The organism is Hydrogenophaga aquatica (assembly GCF_054780915.1).
The window spans coordinates 20,502-38,204 of record NZ_BAAGVK010000001.1 but is presented as its reverse complement, the minus strand read 5'-3'; the positions used below and the strand labels follow the sequence as shown (position 1 = coordinate 38,204).

Below are 17,703 nucleotides of genomic sequence, written 5' to 3'. Positions count from 1 at the left end.
ACATGGTTGAAATCGAACTCGACGGCAAGAAGGTGGAAGTGCCGCCCGGCAGCATGGTCATGCATGCAGCCGAGAAGGCAGGCACCTACATTCCGCACTTCTGCTATCACAAGAAGCTGTCCATCGCGGCCAACTGCCGCATGTGCCTCGTGGATGTCGAAAAGGCACCCAAGCCCATGCCCGCCTGCGCCACGCCCGTCACCATGGGCATGGTGGTGCGCACCAAGTCCGACAAGGCCGTCAAGGCCCAGAAGTCGGTCATGGAATTCCTGCTGATCAACCACCCGCTGGACTGCCCTATCTGCGACCAGGGCGGTGAGTGCCAGTTGCAGGATCTGGCCGTCGGCTACGGTGGTGGCGCGTCCCGCTACGAAGAAGAAAAGCGCGTGGTGTTCCACAAGGATGTCGGCCCCCTCATCTCGATGGAAGAGATGAGCCGCTGCATCCACTGCACCCGCTGCGTGCGTTTCGGCCAGGAAATCGCCGGCGTCATGGAGCTGGGCATGAGCCACCGTGGCGAACACTCCGAGATCGAGACCTTCGTTGGCCAGTCGGTGGATTCCGAGCTGTCGGGCAACATGATCGACCTCTGCCCGGTGGGGGCGCTGACGAGCAAGCCTTTCCGCTACAGCGCCCGTACCTGGGAACTGTCGCGCCGCAAGTCCGTCAGTCCACACGATTCCACGGGCTCCAACCTGATCGTCCAGGTGAAGAACGGGCAGGTGCTGCGCGTGGTGCCCCTGGAGAACGAGGCTGTCAACGAATGCTGGATCGCCGACCGCGACCGCTTCAGCTACGAAGCACTCAACGGTGCCGACCGCCTTACCCAGCCCATGCTGAAGCAGGGCGGCGAGTGGAAGGCCGTGGATTGGCAGACTGCTCTGGAATACGTGGCCAATGGCCTGAAGCAGATCAAGAACGACCACGGCGCGCAGGCCATCGGCCTGCTGGCCAGCCCGCACAGCACGGTCGAGGAACTGGCGTTGGCCGGTGCACTGGTGCGTGGTCTGGGCAGCCAGAACATTGACTCCCGTCTGCGCGCCGCCGACTTCGGCAACGCGGCGCCTGCTGGACAGGCTCGCTGGCTGGGCCTGCCCATCGCCGCGCTGTCCAGTCTTCAGCGCGTGTTCGTCATCGGCTCCAACCTGCGCAAGGACCACCCGCTCTTCGCGCAGCGCATCCGCCAGGCCGCCCGCAAGGGCGCGCAGGTGAGCGCGCTGGTGGACGCCGCGCCCGCATGGGCCATGCCCGTGGCCAACGTGCTTCAGGCGGATGCCTCCGGCTGGAGCGCTGCGCTGGCTGGCGTTGCCGCGGCCGTGGCGCAGGCCAAGGGTGTGGCCGCTCCGGTCGATGCGCAGGCATCCGACGCAGCGCGCGCCATCGCCGAATCGCTGCTGAGCGGTGAAAACAAGGCTGTTCTGCTTGGCAACGCTGCCGCGCACCATCCCCAGGCTTCCAGCCTGTTGGCTCTGGCGCAGTGGATTGCTGCTCAAACCGGTGCGAGCTTTGGCTACCTGACCGAAGCAGCCAACACCGTTGGCGCGCAGCTGGTCGACGCGCTGCCCGGTACGGGTGGCCAGACGGCCGCACAGATGTTGGCTGGTGGCGTGAAGGCCGCCGTGCTGCTCAACGTCGAAGCCGGTGCCGATACTGCCGCGCCGGGCTCTGCCCTGGCGCAGGCCGACATGGTGGTCACGCTCAGCCCGTTCAAGACCAATCTGGACGTGAGCGACGTGCTGCTGCCCATTGCGCCGTTCAGCGAAACGTCGGGTTCCTTCGTCAACGCCGAAGGCCGCCTGCAGAGCTTCCATGCTGTGGTCAAGCCTCTGGGCGAGACTCGCCCTGCCTGGAAGGTGCTGCGCGTGCTGGCCAACCTGCTGGGGCTGCCCGGTTTCGAGCAGGAGTCTTCCCAGGCTGTGCTGGCCAAGGCGCTGCCCGGTGTCGAAAGCGGTGCCGTGGTGCCCGCTGGCCGACTGAATAACGGCACGTCCGCTGCCATCGACACGGGTGCGGCCCAAGGCAAGCCCTGCGTGGCCGCGATCTACGAACTGGACGCGCTGGTGCGTCGCTCGCCGTCGCTGCAGGCCACGGCCGATGCACGTGCCGCCCGCGCCGCCGAAGCCGAGGGAGTGAGCGCATGATCGACGCGATGTACAACGGGGGCCTGAACCTGATCGCAGCCTCCTGGTGGCAGACCGCAGCCTGGCCGGTGCTGTGGAACCTGATCAAGATCGTGGCGGTGCTGGCACCGCTCATGGGCGCCGTCGCCTACCTGACGCTGTGGGAGCGCCGCCTGCTGGGTTTCATGCAGGTTCGCCTCGGTCCCAACCGCGTGGGCCCCTTCGGTTTGCTGCAGCCCATCGCCGATGCGGTCAAGCTGCTGAGCAAGGAGCTCATCAACCCCAGCGCCGCGAGCAAGGGTCTGTTCCGACTGGGCCCGATCATGGCCATCATGCCCGCGCTCGCCGCGTGGGTGGCCGTGCCTTTCGGCCCGGAAGCCGTGCTGGCCAACGTCAACGCCGGTCTGCTGGTCATCCTGGCCATCACCTCCATCGAGGTGTACGGCGTGATCATCGCTGGCTGGGCGTCCAACTCTAAGTACGCCTTTCTGGGCGCGCTGCGCGCTTCCGCACAGATGGTGAGCTACGAGATCGCCATCGGCTTCTGCTTCCTGGTGGTCGTCATGACGGCCGGCAGCCTGAACCTGGTTGACATCGTCAACTCGCAGAACCGTGGCATGGCTGCCGACATGGGGCTCAATTTCCTGTCGTGGAACTGGCTGCCGCTGCTGCCCATCTTCATCGTGTACCTGATTTCCGGTGTGGCCGAAACCAACCGCCACCCCTTCGACGTGGTCGAGGGTGAGGCCGAGATCGTTGCCGGTCACATGGTCGAGTATTCGGGCATGGGCTTCGCCATCTTCTTCCTGGCCGAATACGCCAGCATGTGGCTGGTGTCCATCCTGGCCGTGCTGATGTTCCTGGGTGGCTGGGCCGCACCGATCGACAGCGCGCTGTTCAACTGGATTCCCGGCTGGATCTGGCTGGGCTTGAAGACCTTTGTCGTGGTGTCCATGTTCATCTGGATTCGCGCCACCTTCCCGCGCTTCCGCTACGACCAGATCATGCGTCTGGGCTGGAAGATCTTCATTCCCGTGACCCTCATCTGGTTGCTGCTGGTCGGCGGCCTGATGCAGACCTCCTGGAACATCTGGAAATAAGGAGGCCCGAACAACATGTCTGCCACCGCTGTTGCGCCTTTCTCTTTCCGCGACTTCTTCAAGAGCTTCCTGCTGGTCGAGCTGTTCAAGGGCATGGCCCTGACCGGCCGCTACGCGCTGCGCCGCAAGGTGACCGTGCAGTTCCCCGAAGAGAAGACGCCTCTGTCTCCCCGTTTCCGCGGCCTGCATGCCCAACGCCGTTACGAAAACGGCGAAGAGCGTTGCATTGCGTGCAAACTCTGTGAAGCTGTCTGCCCTGCGATGGCCATCACCATCGAATCCGACCAGCGCGAGGACGGCACCCGCCGCACCACACGCTACGACATCGACCTGACCAAGTGCATCTTCTGCGGTTTCTGCGAAGAGGCCTGCCCGGTCGATGCCATCGTCGAGACCCACATCTTCGAATACCACGGTGAAAAGCGGGGAGACCTGTACTTCACCAAGGACATGCTGCTGGCTGTTGGCGACCGCTACGAAAAAGAGATCGCCGCTGCCAAGGCCGCGGACGCCAAGTACCGCTGACCGCCCGAGGCTCAAGACGACCATGGATTACCAAGCTGGCTTCTTCTACCTTTTCTCGGCGGTGCTGCTGTTCGCGGCCTACCGGGTCATCACCGCGCGCAACCCCGTGCACGCGGTCCTCTACCTCATGCTGGCCTTCTCGCAGGCGGCAGCCGTGTGGCTGCTGCTGAAGGCCGAGTTCCTGGGCATCACCCTGGTGCTGGTGTACCTGGGCGCCGTGATGGTGCTGTTCCTGTTTGTGGTGATGATGCTGGACATCAACATCGACGCCATCCGCGAAGGCTTCTGGAAGCATTTCCCGCTCGCTCTGATTCTGGGCGGACTGGTGAGTGCCGAGCTGATCGCCGTGCTGTGGGCTGGCTTCCCGCGCCTGACGGTGAACGAGCTGGCCGCAACCAGCGCGATGCACGCGGCAGACCACTCCAACACCCACGCACTGGGCGTGCTGCTCTACAGCGAGTACCTGTATCCCATCCAGGTCGCTGCGGTCGTGCTGCTGGTCGCCATGATCACGGCGATTGCGCTGACCCTGCGCCACCGCAAGGACAGCAAGGCCATCGACCCGGGCATCCAGGTCAAGGTGAAGGCGGCCGATCGTCTGGTGGTGGTGCCCATGGCGGCCACCCGTACCGCCGAGCCTGCCGCAGAACAAGTCAACGAGGAGGGCAAGGCATGACGAGCCTCACGCTGGGTCATTTCCTGTCGCTGGGCGCGATCCTTTTCGCGCTGTCCGTGGTGGGTATCTTCCTGAACCGCAAGAACCTGATCGTGCTGCTCATGGCCATCGAGCTGATGCTGCTGGCCGTGAACATGAACTTCGTCGCGTTCTCGCACTACCTGGGCGACATGCAGGGACAGGTCTTCGTGTTCTTCATTCTGACCGTGGCTGCTGCCGAGTCGGCCATCGGTCTGGCCATCCTGGTGCTGCTGTTCCGCAACAAGTCGTCCATCAACGTGGACGAGCTCAACACGCTCAAGGGCTGAGGCTCAAGGGTTTTTACGCAAAGTCACAACAATGAGTACAAGCCTTTCTGCAAGCACGCTGCTGGCGGTGCCCCTGGCACCGCTGGTGGGGTCGGCGCTGGCCGGCATTCTGGGCACAACCTTGGGTGGGAACTGGATCGGCCGCCGCGCGTCGCACACCCTCACCATCCTGGGTGTGCTCGTGGCGTTCATCATCTCCGCCATGACGCTCAAGAGCGTGGCCATGGACGGGGCGCGCTTCAACGAGACCATCTACGAATGGATGGTGGTGGGCGGCCTGAAGATGGAAATCGGCTTCATGGTCGACGGTCTCACCGCCATGATGATGTGCGTGGTGACCTTCGTGTCGCTGATGGTGCACATCTACACCATCGGTTACATGGAAGAGGACGCTGGCTACAACCGCTTCTTTGCCTACATCTCTCTGTTCACCTTCTCCATGCTCATGCTGGTCATGAGCAACAACCTGCTGCAGCTGTTCTTCGGCTGGGAAGCGGTGGGCCTGGTGTCCTACCTGCTGATCGGTTTCTGGTTCAACAAGCCGACGGCGATCTTCGCCAACATGAAGGCCTTCCTGGTCAACCGCGTGGGTGACTTCGGCTTCATTCTGGGCATCGGTCTCATCGCTGCCTACACCGGCAGCCTGAACTACACCGAGATCTTCGCCAAGGCGCCGGAGCTGGCCGCCATCGAATTCCCCTGGTACATCCTGGGCCAGGACGCGATGCTGGTCACGGTGATTGGCATCTGCCTGTTCATCGGCGCGATGGGCAAATCCGCCCAGTTCCCGCTGCACGTCTGGCTGCCGGACTCGATGGAAGGCCCCACGCCTATCTCCGCGCTGATCCACGCCGCCACCATGGTGACCGCAGGCATCTTCATGGTTGCGCGCATGTCGCCGATCTATGAGCTGTCCGATACGGCGCTGAACTTCATCCTCGTGATCGGTGCCATCACGGCCCTCTTCATGGGCTTCCTGGGCATCATTCAGAACGACATCAAGCGCGTGGTGGCGTATTCCACGCTGTCCCAGCTCGGCTACATGACGGTGGCCCTGGGTGCGTCGGCCTACTCGGTCGCGGTGTTCCACCTGATGACCCACGCCTTCTTCAAGGCGCTGCTGTTCCTGGCAGCAGGCTCGGTCATCATCGGCATGCACCACAACCAGGACATCCGCTGGATGGGTGGCGTGCGCAAGTACATGCCTATCACCTGGATCACCTCGCTGCTGGGTACGCTGGCGCTGATCGGCACGCCCCTGTTCTCCGGTTTCTATTCGAAGGACAGCATCATCGAGGCGGTGCACTTCAGCAACCTGCCAGCGGCCGGTTTCGCCTACTTCGCCGTGATGGCTGGCGTGTTCGTCACGTCCTTCTATTCGTTCCGTCTGTACTTCCTGGTGTTCCACGGCAGTGAGCGTTACGACCAGAACCCCGATGCGCATCACGACGACCATCACCACGATGACCACGGCCACCATGGCGATGGCAAGCCGCATGAGTCGCCCTGGGTGGTGACGGTGCCGCTGCTCCTGCTGGCGATCCCTTCCGTTGTCATCGGTTACCTGACCATCCAGCCCATGCTGTTCGGCGACTTCCTGGCTGACGCCATCCGCGTGAACGCCGAGCTTCACCCGGCGATGGAACGTTTCGCCGAGGAGTTCCATGGTCCCCTGGCCATGGCAATGCACGCGCTGAGCACGCCTCCGCTCTACCTGGCTGCAGGTGGCGCACTGCTGGCCTGGTACATGTACATGGTGAACCCGGCGCTGCCGGCGGCCATCGCCAAGGCACTGCGCCCCATCATCGTGATCCTCGAAAACAAGTACTACATGGACTGGATCAACGAGAACATCATCGCCAAGGCCGCGCGCGGTATCGGCGTGGGTCTGTGGAAGGGCGGTGATCGCGGTCTGATCGAAGGAGCCGTGGTCAACCTGAGCTGGAAGATCATCGGTGCCGTGTCCGCGGTGGTGCGCCGTGCCCAGACCGGTTTCCTGTACCACTATGCGTTCGTGATGATCGTGGGCGTGCTGGCGTTCATGACCTACTTCGTGTGGCTCGCCAAATAAGGAGAAGAACAAAATGGGTTTGTTGAGCCTTGCGATCTGGGTGCCGATCTTCTTCGGTGCCGTGCTGCTGGCTGTGGGCCGTGACGAGCATGCCAACGCCGTACGCTGGATTGCGCTGATCGGCGCGCTGGCCGGCCTAGCCGTGACTGTGCCGCTGTACACCGGTTTTGAAGTCGGTTCCGCCGCGATGCAGTTCGTCGAGAAGAGCGTCTGGATCGAGCGTTTCAATGTGCACTACCACCTTGCCGTGGACGGCATCTCGCTCTGGCTGATCCTGCTGACGGCATTCATCACCGTGGTCGTCGTGATCGCCGGCTGGGAGGTGATCACCGAGCGTGTCAACCAGTACATGGGCGCGTTCCTGATCCTGTCCGGCCTGATGATCGGCGTGTTCGCCGCCGTCGACGCGATGCTGTTCTACGTGTTCTTCGAGGCCACGCTGATCCCGATGTACCTGATCATCGGCATCTGGGGCGGGCCGAACAAGATCTACGCAGCCTTCAAGTTCTTCCTGTACACGCTGCTCGGCTCGCTGTTGATGCTGATCGCGCTGATCTACCTGTACAACGTCTCTGGCGGCAGCTTCGATCTGGCCACGTGGCACAAGCTGCCCCTGGGTGCTGGTGCGCAGACGGCACTGTTCTTTGCCTTCTTCGCGGCGTTCGCTGTGAAAGTGCCGATGTGGCCGGTGCACACCTGGCTGCCCGACGTGCACGTGGAAGCGCCTACGGGTGGTTCCGCCGTGCTGGCAGCCATCATGCTGAAGCTGGGCGCCTATGGCTTCCTGCGCTTCTCGCTGCCCATCGCCCCCGACGCGTCCCACGAGTGGGCCGGCTTCATGATCGGTCTGTCGCTGATCGCGGTGATCTACGTCGGCCTGGTGGCCATGGTCCAGAAGGACATGAAGAAGCTGGTGGCGTACTCGTCCGTGGCGCACATGGGCTTCGTCTCGCTGGGTTTCTTCCTGTTCAACGATCTGGCGGTTTCCGGTGCCATCGTGCAGATGATCGCCCACGGTTTTGTGTCGGCAGCCATGTTCCTTGGCATCGGCGTGCTGTACGACCGCGTGCATTCCCGCGAGATCGCCGATTACGGTGGTGTCGTGAACACCATGCCCAATTTCGCCGCCTTTGCGCTGCTGTTCACCATGGCCAACTGCGGCCTTCCGGGAACCGCGGGCTTCGTGGGTGAGTGGATGGTCATCCTGGGCGCGGTGAAGGTCAACTTCTGGGTGGGCGTGGCTGCCGCCACGGCGCTGATCTTCGGTGCCGCCTACTCGCTGTGGATGTTCAAGCGCGTCTACCTGGGCCCCGTCGGCAACGACAACGTCAAGGCGCTGCTGGACATCAACAAGCGTGAGTTCCTGGTCATGACCCTGCTGGCCATCATGGTGCTGTACATGGGCATTCATCCCAAGCCCTTCACCGACGTGATGAACCCGTCGGTGACGGAGCTGCTGAAGCACGTGGCCGTCTCCAAGCTGCCCTGAGTTTGACCCTAGATTCGAAAGAGCACAACAATGATTGACAGTCTCAGCTGGGCCACGGTCTATCCCGAACTGCTGCTGTTGGGGATGGCCTGCGTGATCGCCCTGTTCGATCTGGTGGTCAAGTCTCCGCTGCGCGGCGCGACTTACCGTTTGACCCTGTTGACCTTGGCGGTGGTTGCCGCGCTGGAGGGTTACCTTGCAGCCAGCGGTCAGACGCTGGAAGGTTTTGGCGGCATGGTGGTGAGCGACCCCATGGGTGCATGGCTCAAGTGCTTCGCCGCGATCGCCATGATGGTGACACTGGTCTACGGCCGCCCTTACGCGGGTGCCCGTGACATGCTGCGCGGTGGCGAGTTCTTCACATTGGCCATGTTCGCGCTGCTGGGCATGTTCGTGATGATCTCCGGTCACAACTTCCTGGTCATCTACATGGGCCTGGAGACGCTGACCCTGTCCAGCTATGCGCTGGTGGCCCTGCGCCGCGACGAGGCCCGTGCCACCGAGGCTGCCATGAAGTACTTCGTGCTGGGTGCCTTGGCCAGTGGCTTCCTGCTCTATGGCCTGTCGCTGGTCTATGGTGCTACCGGTTCGCTGGACATCCCGACCGTGGCCCAGGTGATCGCCGCCGGGGTCGAGCAGAAGCAGGTGCTGGTGCTGGGTGTCGTGTTCGTGGTCGCCGGTCTGGCCTTCAAGCTGGGCGTGGTTCCCTTCCACATGTGGGTGCCTGACGTCTACCACGGCGCCCCCACGGCGATCACCCTGGTGATCGGTGGCGCGCCCAAGCTGGCAGCGTTTGCCATCGTCGTGCGCCTGCTGGTGGAAGGTCTGCTGCCCGTGGCTTTCGACTGGCAGCAGATGCTGGCGGTGCTGGCGGTGGTATCGCTCCTCGTGGGCAACCTGGCTGCCGTGGCACAGAGCAATTTCAAGCGCATGCTGGCCTTCTCGACCATTGCGCAGATGGGCTTCATGCTGCTGGCTTTCGTCGGCGGCGTGGTGAACGGTGACACGAGCAACGTGGCCAATGCCTATGGCGCGGCCATGTTCTATGTCGTGACCTATGTGCTGACGACGCTGGCCACCTTTGGTGTGATGCTGCTCCTGACACGCGAGGGTTTCGAGTCCGAGGAGATCTCCGACCTCGCCGGCCTCAACCAGCGCAGTCCGCTCTATGCTGGTGTGCTGGCAGCTTGCATGTTCTCGCTCGCAGGCGTGCCGCCCCTGGTCGGTTTCTACGCCAAGCTGTCTGTGCTGCAGGCACTGCTGCAGGCGGGCGGTGGCATCTACGTCGGTCTGGCCGTGTTTGCCGTCATCATGTCCCTGATTGGCGCCTTCTACTACCTGCGTGTGATCAAGGTCATGTACTTTGATGCCCCCACGCAGACGGCACAGATTGTTGCTCCCCTGGATGTGCGCGCGGTGCTGTCCGTCAACGGTGCACTGGTTCTGGCGCTTGGCATTGTTCCCGGCGGCTTGATGGCCCTTTGTGCCGACGCCGTGCGAGCCATGCTGGCCTGAGGTATCCTAGCCGGATGAGTTCTTCATTCTCCGTCTGGCTGGTGATAGCGGCGGCCTTCCTGGCCGCCAACCTCCCGTTTGTCAATGAACGGCTGTTGGCCGTGCTGCCCCGGCGTGCCTCCGTGGGCAAGTCCTTGTGGTTGCGGCTGGGCGAGCTGGCGCTTCTGTACGTGGTTGTGGGTGGGCTCGGGCTGGCACTTGAACAGCACCAGGGCCAGATCTACCCCCAGGGTTGGGAGTTCTACGCCATCACCGCGTCGATGTTCCTGACGTTTGCCTTCCCAGGATTTGTCTACCGCTACCTGGGCCGCCACAGGTAAACCCAACATGTCTTTGTTGCCAGAGTTGCAGCCTGCGCATTTGCGAGAGGTGACGCTGAGCAGTGAAACTGTTTTTCGCGGGCACTTTCTTCATGCGATGAGAGACCGGGTCGGCCTGCCGGATGGCGGTGAGGCGACCCGGGAATACATCGTGCACCCTGGCGCGGTCATGGTCATTCCGCTGCTTGACGACGGCCGGGTCGTGCTCGAACGGCAGTACCGTTACCCTTTGCAGCGCGCCATGATCGAGTTCCCGGCTGGAAAGCTGGACCCCGGTGAGGATGTGCTTGGCTGCGCGCAGCGCGAGCTGCAGGAGGAAACCGGCTACGCCGCCCGCGAGTGGGCGCGGGCCGGGGTGCTGCACCCGGTGATTTCGTACGCGACGGAATTCATCGATGTCTGGTTTGCCAGGGGGCTTGTGCCGGGGGCCAGGCAGCTTGACCAGGGGGAGTTTCTCGATGTGCTGGCGGCAACCCCCCAAGAGTTGCTGGACGCCTGCCGCGAGGGCGTGGTCACAGACGCCAAGACCTTGGTGGGGGCCCTGTGGCTACAGAACGTGCTCGCTGGGGCGTGGCAGCTCGACTGGCAGACGGCCAATCTTGAGGCATTGCCATGAAGGTGCTGAACCTGGCGTGTGCCGAGATGCACCTGTTCGAAGGGTGGTTTGCGTCGGAAGAGGATTTTCAGACGCAACTGGCGCGCGGCATGCTGGAGTGCCCAGTGTGTGGCGACAAGCACATCGAAAAGCGCCTGAGCGCTCCCCGCATCAACCTGGGCCAGCGTGCCGAGCCGCAACCGGGCGTGGCGGCAACGCCTGCCGCCGTGCCCGACCCTGCCGCCCATCCTCAGCTGCAGGCGGTCATGCTCCAGGCCTTGCGTGAAGTCATGTCCAGGACCGAAGACGTGGGCGAGCGTTTCGTCACCGAGGTGCGGCGTATGCATCAGGGCGAGATCGAACACCGGGGCATACGCGGGCGCGCCACGCTGGAAGACGCCCGCGAGTTGCGGGAGGAGGGTATCGACGTGGTGCCGTTGCCAGACCTCCCGCTCCTGAAGGAAACCCTGCAGTGAGTCCCCGCCCGGCCGGGGCGGGGTTGCCGGGTCAGGGGTAGAGGCCGCGCAGGTCGCGCGCACGCAGGATGCGGTGGCACGCCACGATGTACGTTGCAGTGCGCAGGCTGACGCCGTGCTCCTCTGCCACGTGCCATACCGTGTCGAAGGCGCTGCGCATGATCCTGATCAGGCGCTCGTTGATCTCCTCTTCGCTCCAGAAGAAACTGGAGAAGTCCTGCACCCATTCGAAGTAGCTCACGGTCACGCCACCGGCGTTGGCGATCACGTCCGGCAGGACGAGCACACCACGGTCGCGCAGGATGTCGTCGGCGGCGGGCGTCGTAGGGCCGTTGGCACCTTCAATGATCATGCGGGCACGGATGCGCCCGGCGTTGCTTTCGGTGATCTGCTGCTCCAGGGCTGCGGGGATGAGGATGTCGCAGTCCACTTCCCAGAAGGCGTCGTGGCTGATGACCTCTGCCTGGGGGAAGCCGGCCACGGAACCGGTTTCAGCGACGTGGGCCATCAGGGCGGGAACGTCCAGCCCGGCTTCGCGGTAGATGGAGCCCCCGTGGTCCTGCACGGCAACCACGCTGGCGCCTGCCTCGGCGAAGAGCTTGCCAGCCACGCCACCCACGTTGCCAAAGCCCTGGACGGCGACACGGGCCGTGCTGACATCAAGACCGATGCGGCGCGCGGCTTCGACACCCACGGTGAAGACGCCGCGGCCGGTGGCTTCGCGGCGGCCAAGTGAACCGCCCAGGTCCACGGGCTTGCCCGTGACCACGCCGGTGGCGGTCTCGCCGACGTTCATGGAGTAGGTGTCCATCATCCACGCCATGACCTGGTCGTTGGTGTTCACGTCGGGAGCGGGGATGTCCTTGGTCGGACCGATGATCAGGCCGATCTCGCTCGTGTAGCGGCGGGTCACGCGCTCCAGTTCGGCACGCGAGAGCGTGCGAGGATCGACGCGGATGCCTCCCTTGGCGCCGCCGTAGGGCACGTTCACGGCGGCGTTCTTGATGGACATCCACGCCGACAGGGCCATCACCTCGGAGAGGGTCACGTCCTGGTGAAAGCGCACGCCGCCCTTGCCCGGGCCGCGCGAGGTGTTGTGCTGGACCCGGTAGCCTTCGAAATGGGCCACCGTGCCATTGTCCAGGTGGATGGGGACGTCAACGATCAGGATGCGCTTCGGGCGCTTGAGGGTTTCGACCCAGCGGGCCAGATCACCCAGATAGGGGGTGACGCGGTCCACCTGCTGCAGGAAGATGCCCCAGGGGCCAAGGTGGTCGGCCTGCAGGTAGGACGGCAGCGCGTGAGCCGTCGGGGAGGCGGGAAGGCGAGTGATCGCAGAGGTGTTGTCCATATGTGGAACAAGTGGTTGAACGTGGAACGGAGAATAGTCCTGCCCACTTCGCTTGTCCAAGGCCAAAGGACAATTGCTTCATGCAAAAAACGCATGACCTTGGGGGACTCAGTGCAGCGGTTTCAGAGGGCGCGGTTCAAACCGTTTCCAGGGCATTGGCTCGTCTTCGTACGCGCGGCCATTGACGGTGAGCCCCTGCGCCGAGAGTTTGCCGGCGGTCGTGGGGCCGATGCCGGGAACCCGGTGGATCAGGTCGTTCCAATCCCGAAAGGGCCGGGCCGACAGGATCTTCTGGCTGGTGCCTGGGCCGATACCCTTGATCGCCACCAGATCCTCGGGCGGGGCCTGGTTGGCATCGACAGCGGCCAGGGCGCCGGCGGTGAACAGCGCCGTCAGGCATCCGGACAGCACAGCAAGCATGTGTGGCATGGTGACACTCCCTTTCGTTGTGGTGCAGCACAATCTGTGCATGCAATGTAATTTGACGCGTAACCGCGCACAAGCCGTGCGCGGCAGTGCCCTGAGCCCGGGAGCCAAGGCATGATCGATCCCGCAAAGATCCCCGTGGTGGGAACAGACGCGCACCTGCCCCCCGTGCCTGCGCGCGTCCTCACTCCCGACGCTCTGCGCGAACGTTTCCTGCATCCGCCGATCTGGCTTCCGGAGGTTCGGCGCGAGCCTCGCTTCACCGACAGGGCGCCCAGGCATGCGTCGGTGCTGGTGCCGGTGGTGGCCCGGGACGAGCCCACGCTGCTGCTGACACAGCGCACATCACACCTGCCCACCCATCCCGGCCAGATCGCGTTCCCCGGGGGCAAGCTCGACGAGGACGACGCCGACGCCGTGGCGGCCGCCTTGCGCGAGGCGCAGGAGGAGGTGGGGCTGGAGCCCGTCCATGTGGAGGTGCTGGGCAGTTTGCCGGAATACGTCACCGGCACGGCGTTCATCGTCACCCCGGTGGTGGCTTTGGTGCACCAAGGCTTCACCTTGCACCCGAACCCGGGAGAGGTGGCCGATGCTTTCGAGGTGCCCTTGCATTTTCTGATGAACCCTGCCAATCACCGCCGTCACGCCATGATGTGGGAGGGGCAGGCGCGCGAGTGGTTTTCCATGCCTTACCGCGACCTGCAGGGCGAGCGCTTCATCTGGGGCGCGACTGCTGGCATGCTGCGCAACCTGTACCGGTTTCTGATCGCCTGATGGTGGCTCGACGGGGAAGGGCTGGCGCACGGGTTAGACCCGGTGTGGCGTTGGCTGCGGCCGCCGCTATGATGCGCAGATGAGTTTCTTCGCGATCTTGTTGGCCTTGCTGCTGGAGCAGGCCCGCCCGCTCGGGCACGACAACGTGGTGCACGGCGGCATGCGGTCGTGGGTGCGCTGGGTCCGCCACACGCTCGACGCCGGTTTGCGGCACCACGGCTGGTCGGCATGGCTCCTGGCTGCTGGTTTGCCTGCGCTGCTGGCGGCGGTGGTTTACCTGGTGCTGTGGAGCTTCAGCGGCCTGCTGGCGTTTGTCTGGACGACGGTCGTGCTCTACATGACCCTGGGGTTTCGCCAGTTCAGTCACCATTTCACGGCCATCCGTGAATCGCTGGAGTCGGGTGACGAGGCTGGAGCGCGCGCAGCGCTCGCGCAGTGGCAGGGCGTCGATGTGAACGACCTTCCCCGGCAGGAGGTGCTTCGGCATGTCATCGAGCATTCGGTGCTGGCGGCGCACCGTCATGTTTTCGGTGTGCTGGTCTGCTTTGTCGTTCTGGCCTTCCTCGGGCTTGGGCCAGCAGGCGCGGTGCTTTACCGCGTTGCGGAGTACCTGTCGCGCGTGTGGCGCGGCGGCGCCCAGGACGCCCCCAGCGAGGCACTCCAGCATTCGGCTGACGTGGCCTGGCGGGGCCTGGATTACGTGCCTGCCCGGGTGACGGCCCTGGGCTTTGCCATTGCAGGCAATTTCGAGGAGGCGGTCGCCTCGTGGCGGCAGGACGCCGACCGCCTGGGAGCGCCCAACGACGGGGTGGTGCTGGCTGCGACGGCGGGAGCCATCAATGTCAGGCTGGGCGGGCGCCCTCTCGGGGGCGGACCGGAGCTTGCCATCCCTGGCACGGAAGGCCGGGACCCCCAGCTGGCGCACCTGGCGAGCGTTGTCGGCCTGGTGTGGCGCAGCGTCGTCCTCTGGCTCTTGCTGCTTGCTCTGGTCACGCTCGCACGCCTGGTCTGACAGACTCAGTAACGGGGCTGCGACAGCTCCCAGAACAGGTCGCCGTACAGCCGGTAGCGGTTGGCACTGATGGTGCCCGCGCCATCGCTTGCCACCGCTTCCCGCACGGCGCAGCCCGGCTCGTGCAGGTGCGTGCAGTTGTAGAAGCGGCAATGGCCCAGGTGTGCCTCCAGATCGGGCATCAGCCGCGCCAGCATGGTCGGTTCTATGTGGTGCAGGCCGAATTCCTGAAAACCCGGTGAGTCGATCAGTGCCGTGCGCCGGCCTTCGCCCACCCAGTACCACGTGGTGCTGGTGGTAGTGTGCTTGCCGGAATTGAGGGCCTTGGAGATTTCACCGGTCAGCACGCGGGCCTGTGGCACCAGCCGGTTGATCAGCGTGCTTTTGCCTGCCCCCGAGGGGCCGAGCACCAGGGTGGTGTGGCCGTCCAGCCGCTGTGCCAGCTCGGTCACGCTGGGGTCATCGGTGCCGGTGAGCGAGAGCGGCAGCACCGTTTCTCCCATCGCCCGGTAGGGGGCGAGCCGCTCCCAGGCGCGCTGGAACGCATCGTTCAGGTCGCGCTTGTTCAGTGCGATCAGCACGGGAATGCCTTCGGCGCGCGCGGCGATCAGGGCCCGTGTGAGCTGGCCTTCCGAGAACTCCGGCTCTGCCGCCAGCAGCACGAGCACCTGGTCCAGGTTGGCCGCGAACGACTTGGTCCGGATCTCGTCCTGCCGGTACAGCAGGTTGCGGCGGTCTTGCAGCTTTTCGATGATGCCTTCGTCACCGCTGTGCTGCCACCAGACCCGGTCGCCCACCACTGCCTGGCTCTTCTTGCCCCTGGGGTGGCAAAGCAGGCGGCTGCCGTCGTCCGCTTCCACAAGGCAGTGGCGCCCGTGCGCCGCCACCACCAATCCGTTCTGGAGTCTGTCTGTCATGAAGTTGCCACGCCCAATCTGGTCAATCTCTCGCTGGCCGGTGGGTGTGAATAGTAGAAGCGCACGTACGCGGGGTCTGGTGTGAGTGTGCTGGCATTGTCCCGGTAGAGCTTGAGCAGTGCCTGGGCGAGGTCTTTGCCGCTGGTGTGCCTGGCTGCAAACGCATCAGCCTGGAACTCGTGCTTGCGCGAGAGCTGGTTGCCCAGCGGTGTGGCGAAGAAGGTCACGAGTGGCGCGATGTTGAGGAACAGGAGCAGGGCCAGCGCGCTGTTGGGGGCGTCCATGTTGGGGGTGACGCCCACGCCGGTGTAGAACCACAGTTGCCCCTGCAGCCACCCCAGAAGCGCAAAACCCAGCAGGCTGACGGCGAAAAGTGTGACGATGCGTTGCAGGATGTGCCGGTGGTGGAAGTGGCCGAGTTCGTGTGCGAGCACCGCGTCCAGCTCGTCAGGGCTGAGCTGCTTGAGCAGCGTGTCGAAGAAGACAACCCGCTTGGCCGGGCCGAAACCGGTGAAGTACGCGTTGGCGTGCGCGCTGCGGCGGCTGCCGTCCATGACGTAGAACCCCCGCGCCGAAAAACCGCAGCGTTTCATCAGCGCCTGTGCTCGGTCACGCAGTTCTTCGTCTTCCAGGGGGGTGAACTTGTTGAAGACCGGGGCGATGATGGTCGGGTAGATGACCAGCAGCAACAGGTTGAAACCCATCCAGGCAGCCCAGGCCCAGAACCACCACCAGGGGCCCGCCGTTTCCATCAGCCACAGGACCAGGGCCGCGAGGGGCAGCCCGACGATGGCTCCCAGTACCAGGCCCTTGACGCCGTCGCTCAGCCAGAGCTGCAGGCTGGTCCGGTTGAAGCCAAACCTCTCTTCCAGCCGGAACGTCCGGTACCAAGCCAGGGGCAGTCCGATCAGGCCCTCGACCAGGAAAAAACCGGCCAGCAAAAGCAGCTGCTGCCACATCCCGTTGCCGATCCAGCCGCGCAGCGACTGGTTGAGCAGGTCGAGCCCCCCCAGCAGTGTCCAGCCGACCAGCACGGCGGCCCCCAGTGCCATTTCGATCAGCCCCAGCTGAGACTTGGCGATGGTGTAATCCGCGGCCTTCTGGTGCGCATCCAGGTCGATGACGCCTGAAAAGGCCGGTGGCACCTGGCCGCGGTGTAGCGCGACGTGTCGAACCTGGCGGTGCGCCAGCCACAGGCGGGTCAGAAGGCCTGCCAGCAGCAGCAGGCAGAAGGCCACGGTCCAGGCCGTGGAGGATGGGGCCGAAACAACATTCATCGGTGGGAGTCTAGCGAAACTGCCGGGGTCAGGTGCGGGATCAGCGAGAATCGCAGGTTATGAGTTTGCAAGACAACCCCGTGGCCGCGACGGCGGCCGAGGCGGGCCCCGTGCCCGCCGATGCACAGCCCACCCTCGCGCGCAGCGACCAGAACCTGGTCTGGCTGGACTGCGAGATGAGCGGTCTGGACCCGGAGCGTGAGCGTTTGCTGGAAATCGCGGTCGTCATCACGGGCCCGAACCTGACCCCTCGCGTGGACGGGCCGGTGCTGGTCATCCACCAGAGCGACGAGGTGCTTGGCGCCATGGATGCCTGGAACAAGGGAACCCACGGCAAGAGCGGCTTGGTCGACAAGGTCAAGGCCAGTACCCTGAGCGAGGCGCAGGCCGAGGCGCAGCTGCTGGAGTTCATCCAGCGCTATGTGCCCAAGAACGGCTCGCCGATGTGTGGCAACACCATCGGTCAGGACAGGCGCTTCCTGGTGAAGTACATGCCCAAGCTGGAGGGTTATTTCCACTACCGCAACCTGGACGTCAGCACCCTGAAGGAACTGGCCAAGCGCTGGAAGCCCGAAGTCTATGCCGCGTTCAAGAAGCAGCAGCGGCACACGGCTCTGGCCGATGTGCACGAGTCGATTGACGAACTGGAACACTACCGTCAACATTTCCTGCGTTGAGTCTTTCTGCCTTTCCCGAAGCGTCGGACCGGCCCCCTCAGATGGCTGGCTGCCGCTGAACACAAAAACATATC

18 protein-coding genes are annotated in these 17,703 nt (G+C 64.1%); 14 read left to right on the top strand and 4 right to left on the bottom strand.

Translation table 11 applies throughout. The annotated features are described in order from the left end of the window. Positions 1-2 precede the first annotated feature (2 nt). From nuoG to ACYVHH_RS00125, 11 genes are read left to right on the top strand one after another with little or no spacing between them, the layout of a single operon-like run. Complete coding sequence (nuoG, locus tag ACYVHH_RS00175) at positions 3-2,141, top strand: NADH-quinone oxidoreductase subunit NuoG (protein WP_460562970.1); 2,139 nt, start codon at positions 3-5, stop codon at positions 2,139-2,141. Further along, positions 2,138-3,220 carry an NADH-quinone oxidoreductase subunit NuoH gene (nuoH, locus tag ACYVHH_RS00170; RefSeq protein WP_460562969.1) on the top strand — a complete coding sequence of 361 codons (1,083 nt, stop codon included), beginning with the start codon at positions 2,138-2,140 and terminating at the stop codon, positions 3,218-3,220. Before nuoG ends, nuoH begins: the two co-directional genes overlap by 4 nt. A gap of 15 nt (positions 3,221-3,235) precedes the next feature. Further along, positions 3,236-3,745, top strand: a complete 510-nt coding sequence (nuoI, locus tag ACYVHH_RS00165) for an NADH-quinone oxidoreductase subunit NuoI (RefSeq protein ID WP_460562968.1) — start codon at positions 3,236-3,238, stop codon at positions 3,743-3,745. A 22-nt stretch (positions 3,746-3,767) separates the two neighbouring features. Continuing rightward, complete coding sequence (locus ACYVHH_RS00160; RefSeq protein ID WP_460562966.1) at positions 3,768-4,421, top strand: NADH-quinone oxidoreductase subunit J; 654 nt, start codon at positions 3,768-3,770, stop codon at positions 4,419-4,421. After that, complete coding sequence (gene nuoK / locus ACYVHH_RS00155; RefSeq protein WP_460562965.1) at positions 4,418-4,729, top strand: NADH-quinone oxidoreductase subunit NuoK; 312 nt, start codon at positions 4,418-4,420, stop codon at positions 4,727-4,729. The genes ACYVHH_RS00160 and nuoK overlap by 4 nt, the downstream gene beginning before the upstream one ends. Positions 4,730-4,760: 31 nt before the next feature. Further along, a complete protein-coding gene (gene nuoL / locus ACYVHH_RS00150; RefSeq protein WP_460562964.1) occupies positions 4,761-6,800 on the top strand; it encodes an NADH-quinone oxidoreductase subunit L in 2,040 nt (679 codons plus the stop codon). A 13-nt stretch (positions 6,801-6,813) separates the two neighbouring features. After that, the gene (locus tag ACYVHH_RS00145; protein WP_460562962.1) at positions 6,814-8,289 is read left to right on the top strand and encodes an NADH-quinone oxidoreductase subunit M; all 1,476 of its coding nucleotides are present in this window, start codon (positions 6,814-6,816) and stop codon (positions 8,287-8,289) included. A 30-nt stretch (positions 8,290-8,319) separates the two neighbouring features. Beyond that, positions 8,320-9,804 (top strand): NADH-quinone oxidoreductase subunit NuoN, encoded by a 1,485-nt coding sequence (gene nuoN / locus ACYVHH_RS00140; protein WP_460562961.1) that lies wholly within the window; start codon positions 8,320-8,322, stop codon positions 9,802-9,804. 14 nt (positions 9,805-9,818) lie between these two features. Next, entirely contained in the window at positions 9,819-10,124 is a 306-nt protein-coding gene (locus ACYVHH_RS00135; protein ID WP_460562960.1) for a DUF2818 family protein, read from the top strand. Positions 10,125-10,131: 7 nt separating this feature from the next. Then, positions 10,132-10,740, top strand: a complete 609-nt coding sequence (locus ACYVHH_RS00130; protein ID WP_460562959.1) for an NUDIX domain-containing protein — start codon at positions 10,132-10,134, stop codon at positions 10,738-10,740. Further along, positions 10,737-11,195, top strand: a complete 459-nt coding sequence (locus tag ACYVHH_RS00125) for a DUF1178 family protein (RefSeq protein ID WP_460562958.1) — start codon at positions 10,737-10,739, stop codon at positions 11,193-11,195. The genes ACYVHH_RS00130 and ACYVHH_RS00125 overlap by 4 nt, the downstream gene beginning before the upstream one ends. A gap of 31 nt (positions 11,196-11,226) precedes the next feature. Here ACYVHH_RS00125 and ACYVHH_RS00120 read toward each other — a convergent pair whose 3' ends face one another. Then, positions 11,227-12,546 (bottom strand): Glu/Leu/Phe/Val family dehydrogenase, encoded by a 1,320-nt coding sequence (locus tag ACYVHH_RS00120; RefSeq protein ID WP_460562957.1) that lies wholly within the window; start codon positions 12,544-12,546, stop codon positions 11,227-11,229. Positions 12,547-12,654: 108 nt separating this feature from the next. Then, positions 12,655-12,966, bottom strand: coding sequence for a ComEA family DNA-binding protein (locus ACYVHH_RS00115; RefSeq protein WP_460562956.1), 312 nt, complete (start codon positions 12,964-12,966; stop codon positions 12,655-12,657). A gap of 120 nt (positions 12,967-13,086) precedes the next feature. On the opposite strand from ACYVHH_RS00115, the gene ACYVHH_RS00110 reads away from it, so the two are divergent. Next, complete coding sequence (locus tag ACYVHH_RS00110) at positions 13,087-13,746, top strand: CoA pyrophosphatase (RefSeq protein ID WP_460562955.1); 660 nt, start codon at positions 13,087-13,089, stop codon at positions 13,744-13,746. A gap of 79 nt (positions 13,747-13,825) precedes the next feature. Beyond that, positions 13,826-14,758, top strand: coding sequence for a CobD/CbiB family protein (locus tag ACYVHH_RS00105; protein ID WP_460562954.1), 933 nt, complete (start codon positions 13,826-13,828; stop codon positions 14,756-14,758). Positions 14,759-14,763: 5 nt separating this feature from the next. Here the strand turns inward: ACYVHH_RS00105 and rsgA are convergent, their stop codons facing one another. Both rsgA and ACYVHH_RS00095 read right to left on the bottom strand, forming a co-directional pair. Further along, a complete protein-coding gene (gene rsgA, locus ACYVHH_RS00100; protein WP_460562953.1) occupies positions 14,764-15,675 on the bottom strand; it encodes a ribosome small subunit-dependent GTPase A in 912 nt (303 codons plus the stop codon). Next, positions 15,672-16,952 carry a M48 family metallopeptidase gene (locus ACYVHH_RS00095; protein ID WP_460562952.1) on the bottom strand — a complete coding sequence of 427 codons (1,281 nt, stop codon included), beginning with the start codon at positions 16,950-16,952 and terminating at the stop codon, positions 15,672-15,674. The genes rsgA and ACYVHH_RS00095 overlap by 4 nt, the downstream gene beginning before the upstream one ends. Positions 16,953-17,011: 59 nt before the next feature. On the opposite strand from ACYVHH_RS00095, the gene orn reads away from it, so the two are divergent. Further along, the gene (gene orn, locus ACYVHH_RS00090; protein WP_460562951.1) at positions 17,012-17,629 is read left to right on the top strand and encodes an oligoribonuclease; all 618 of its coding nucleotides are present in this window, start codon (positions 17,012-17,014) and stop codon (positions 17,627-17,629) included. Positions 17,630-17,703 lie beyond the last annotated feature (74 nt).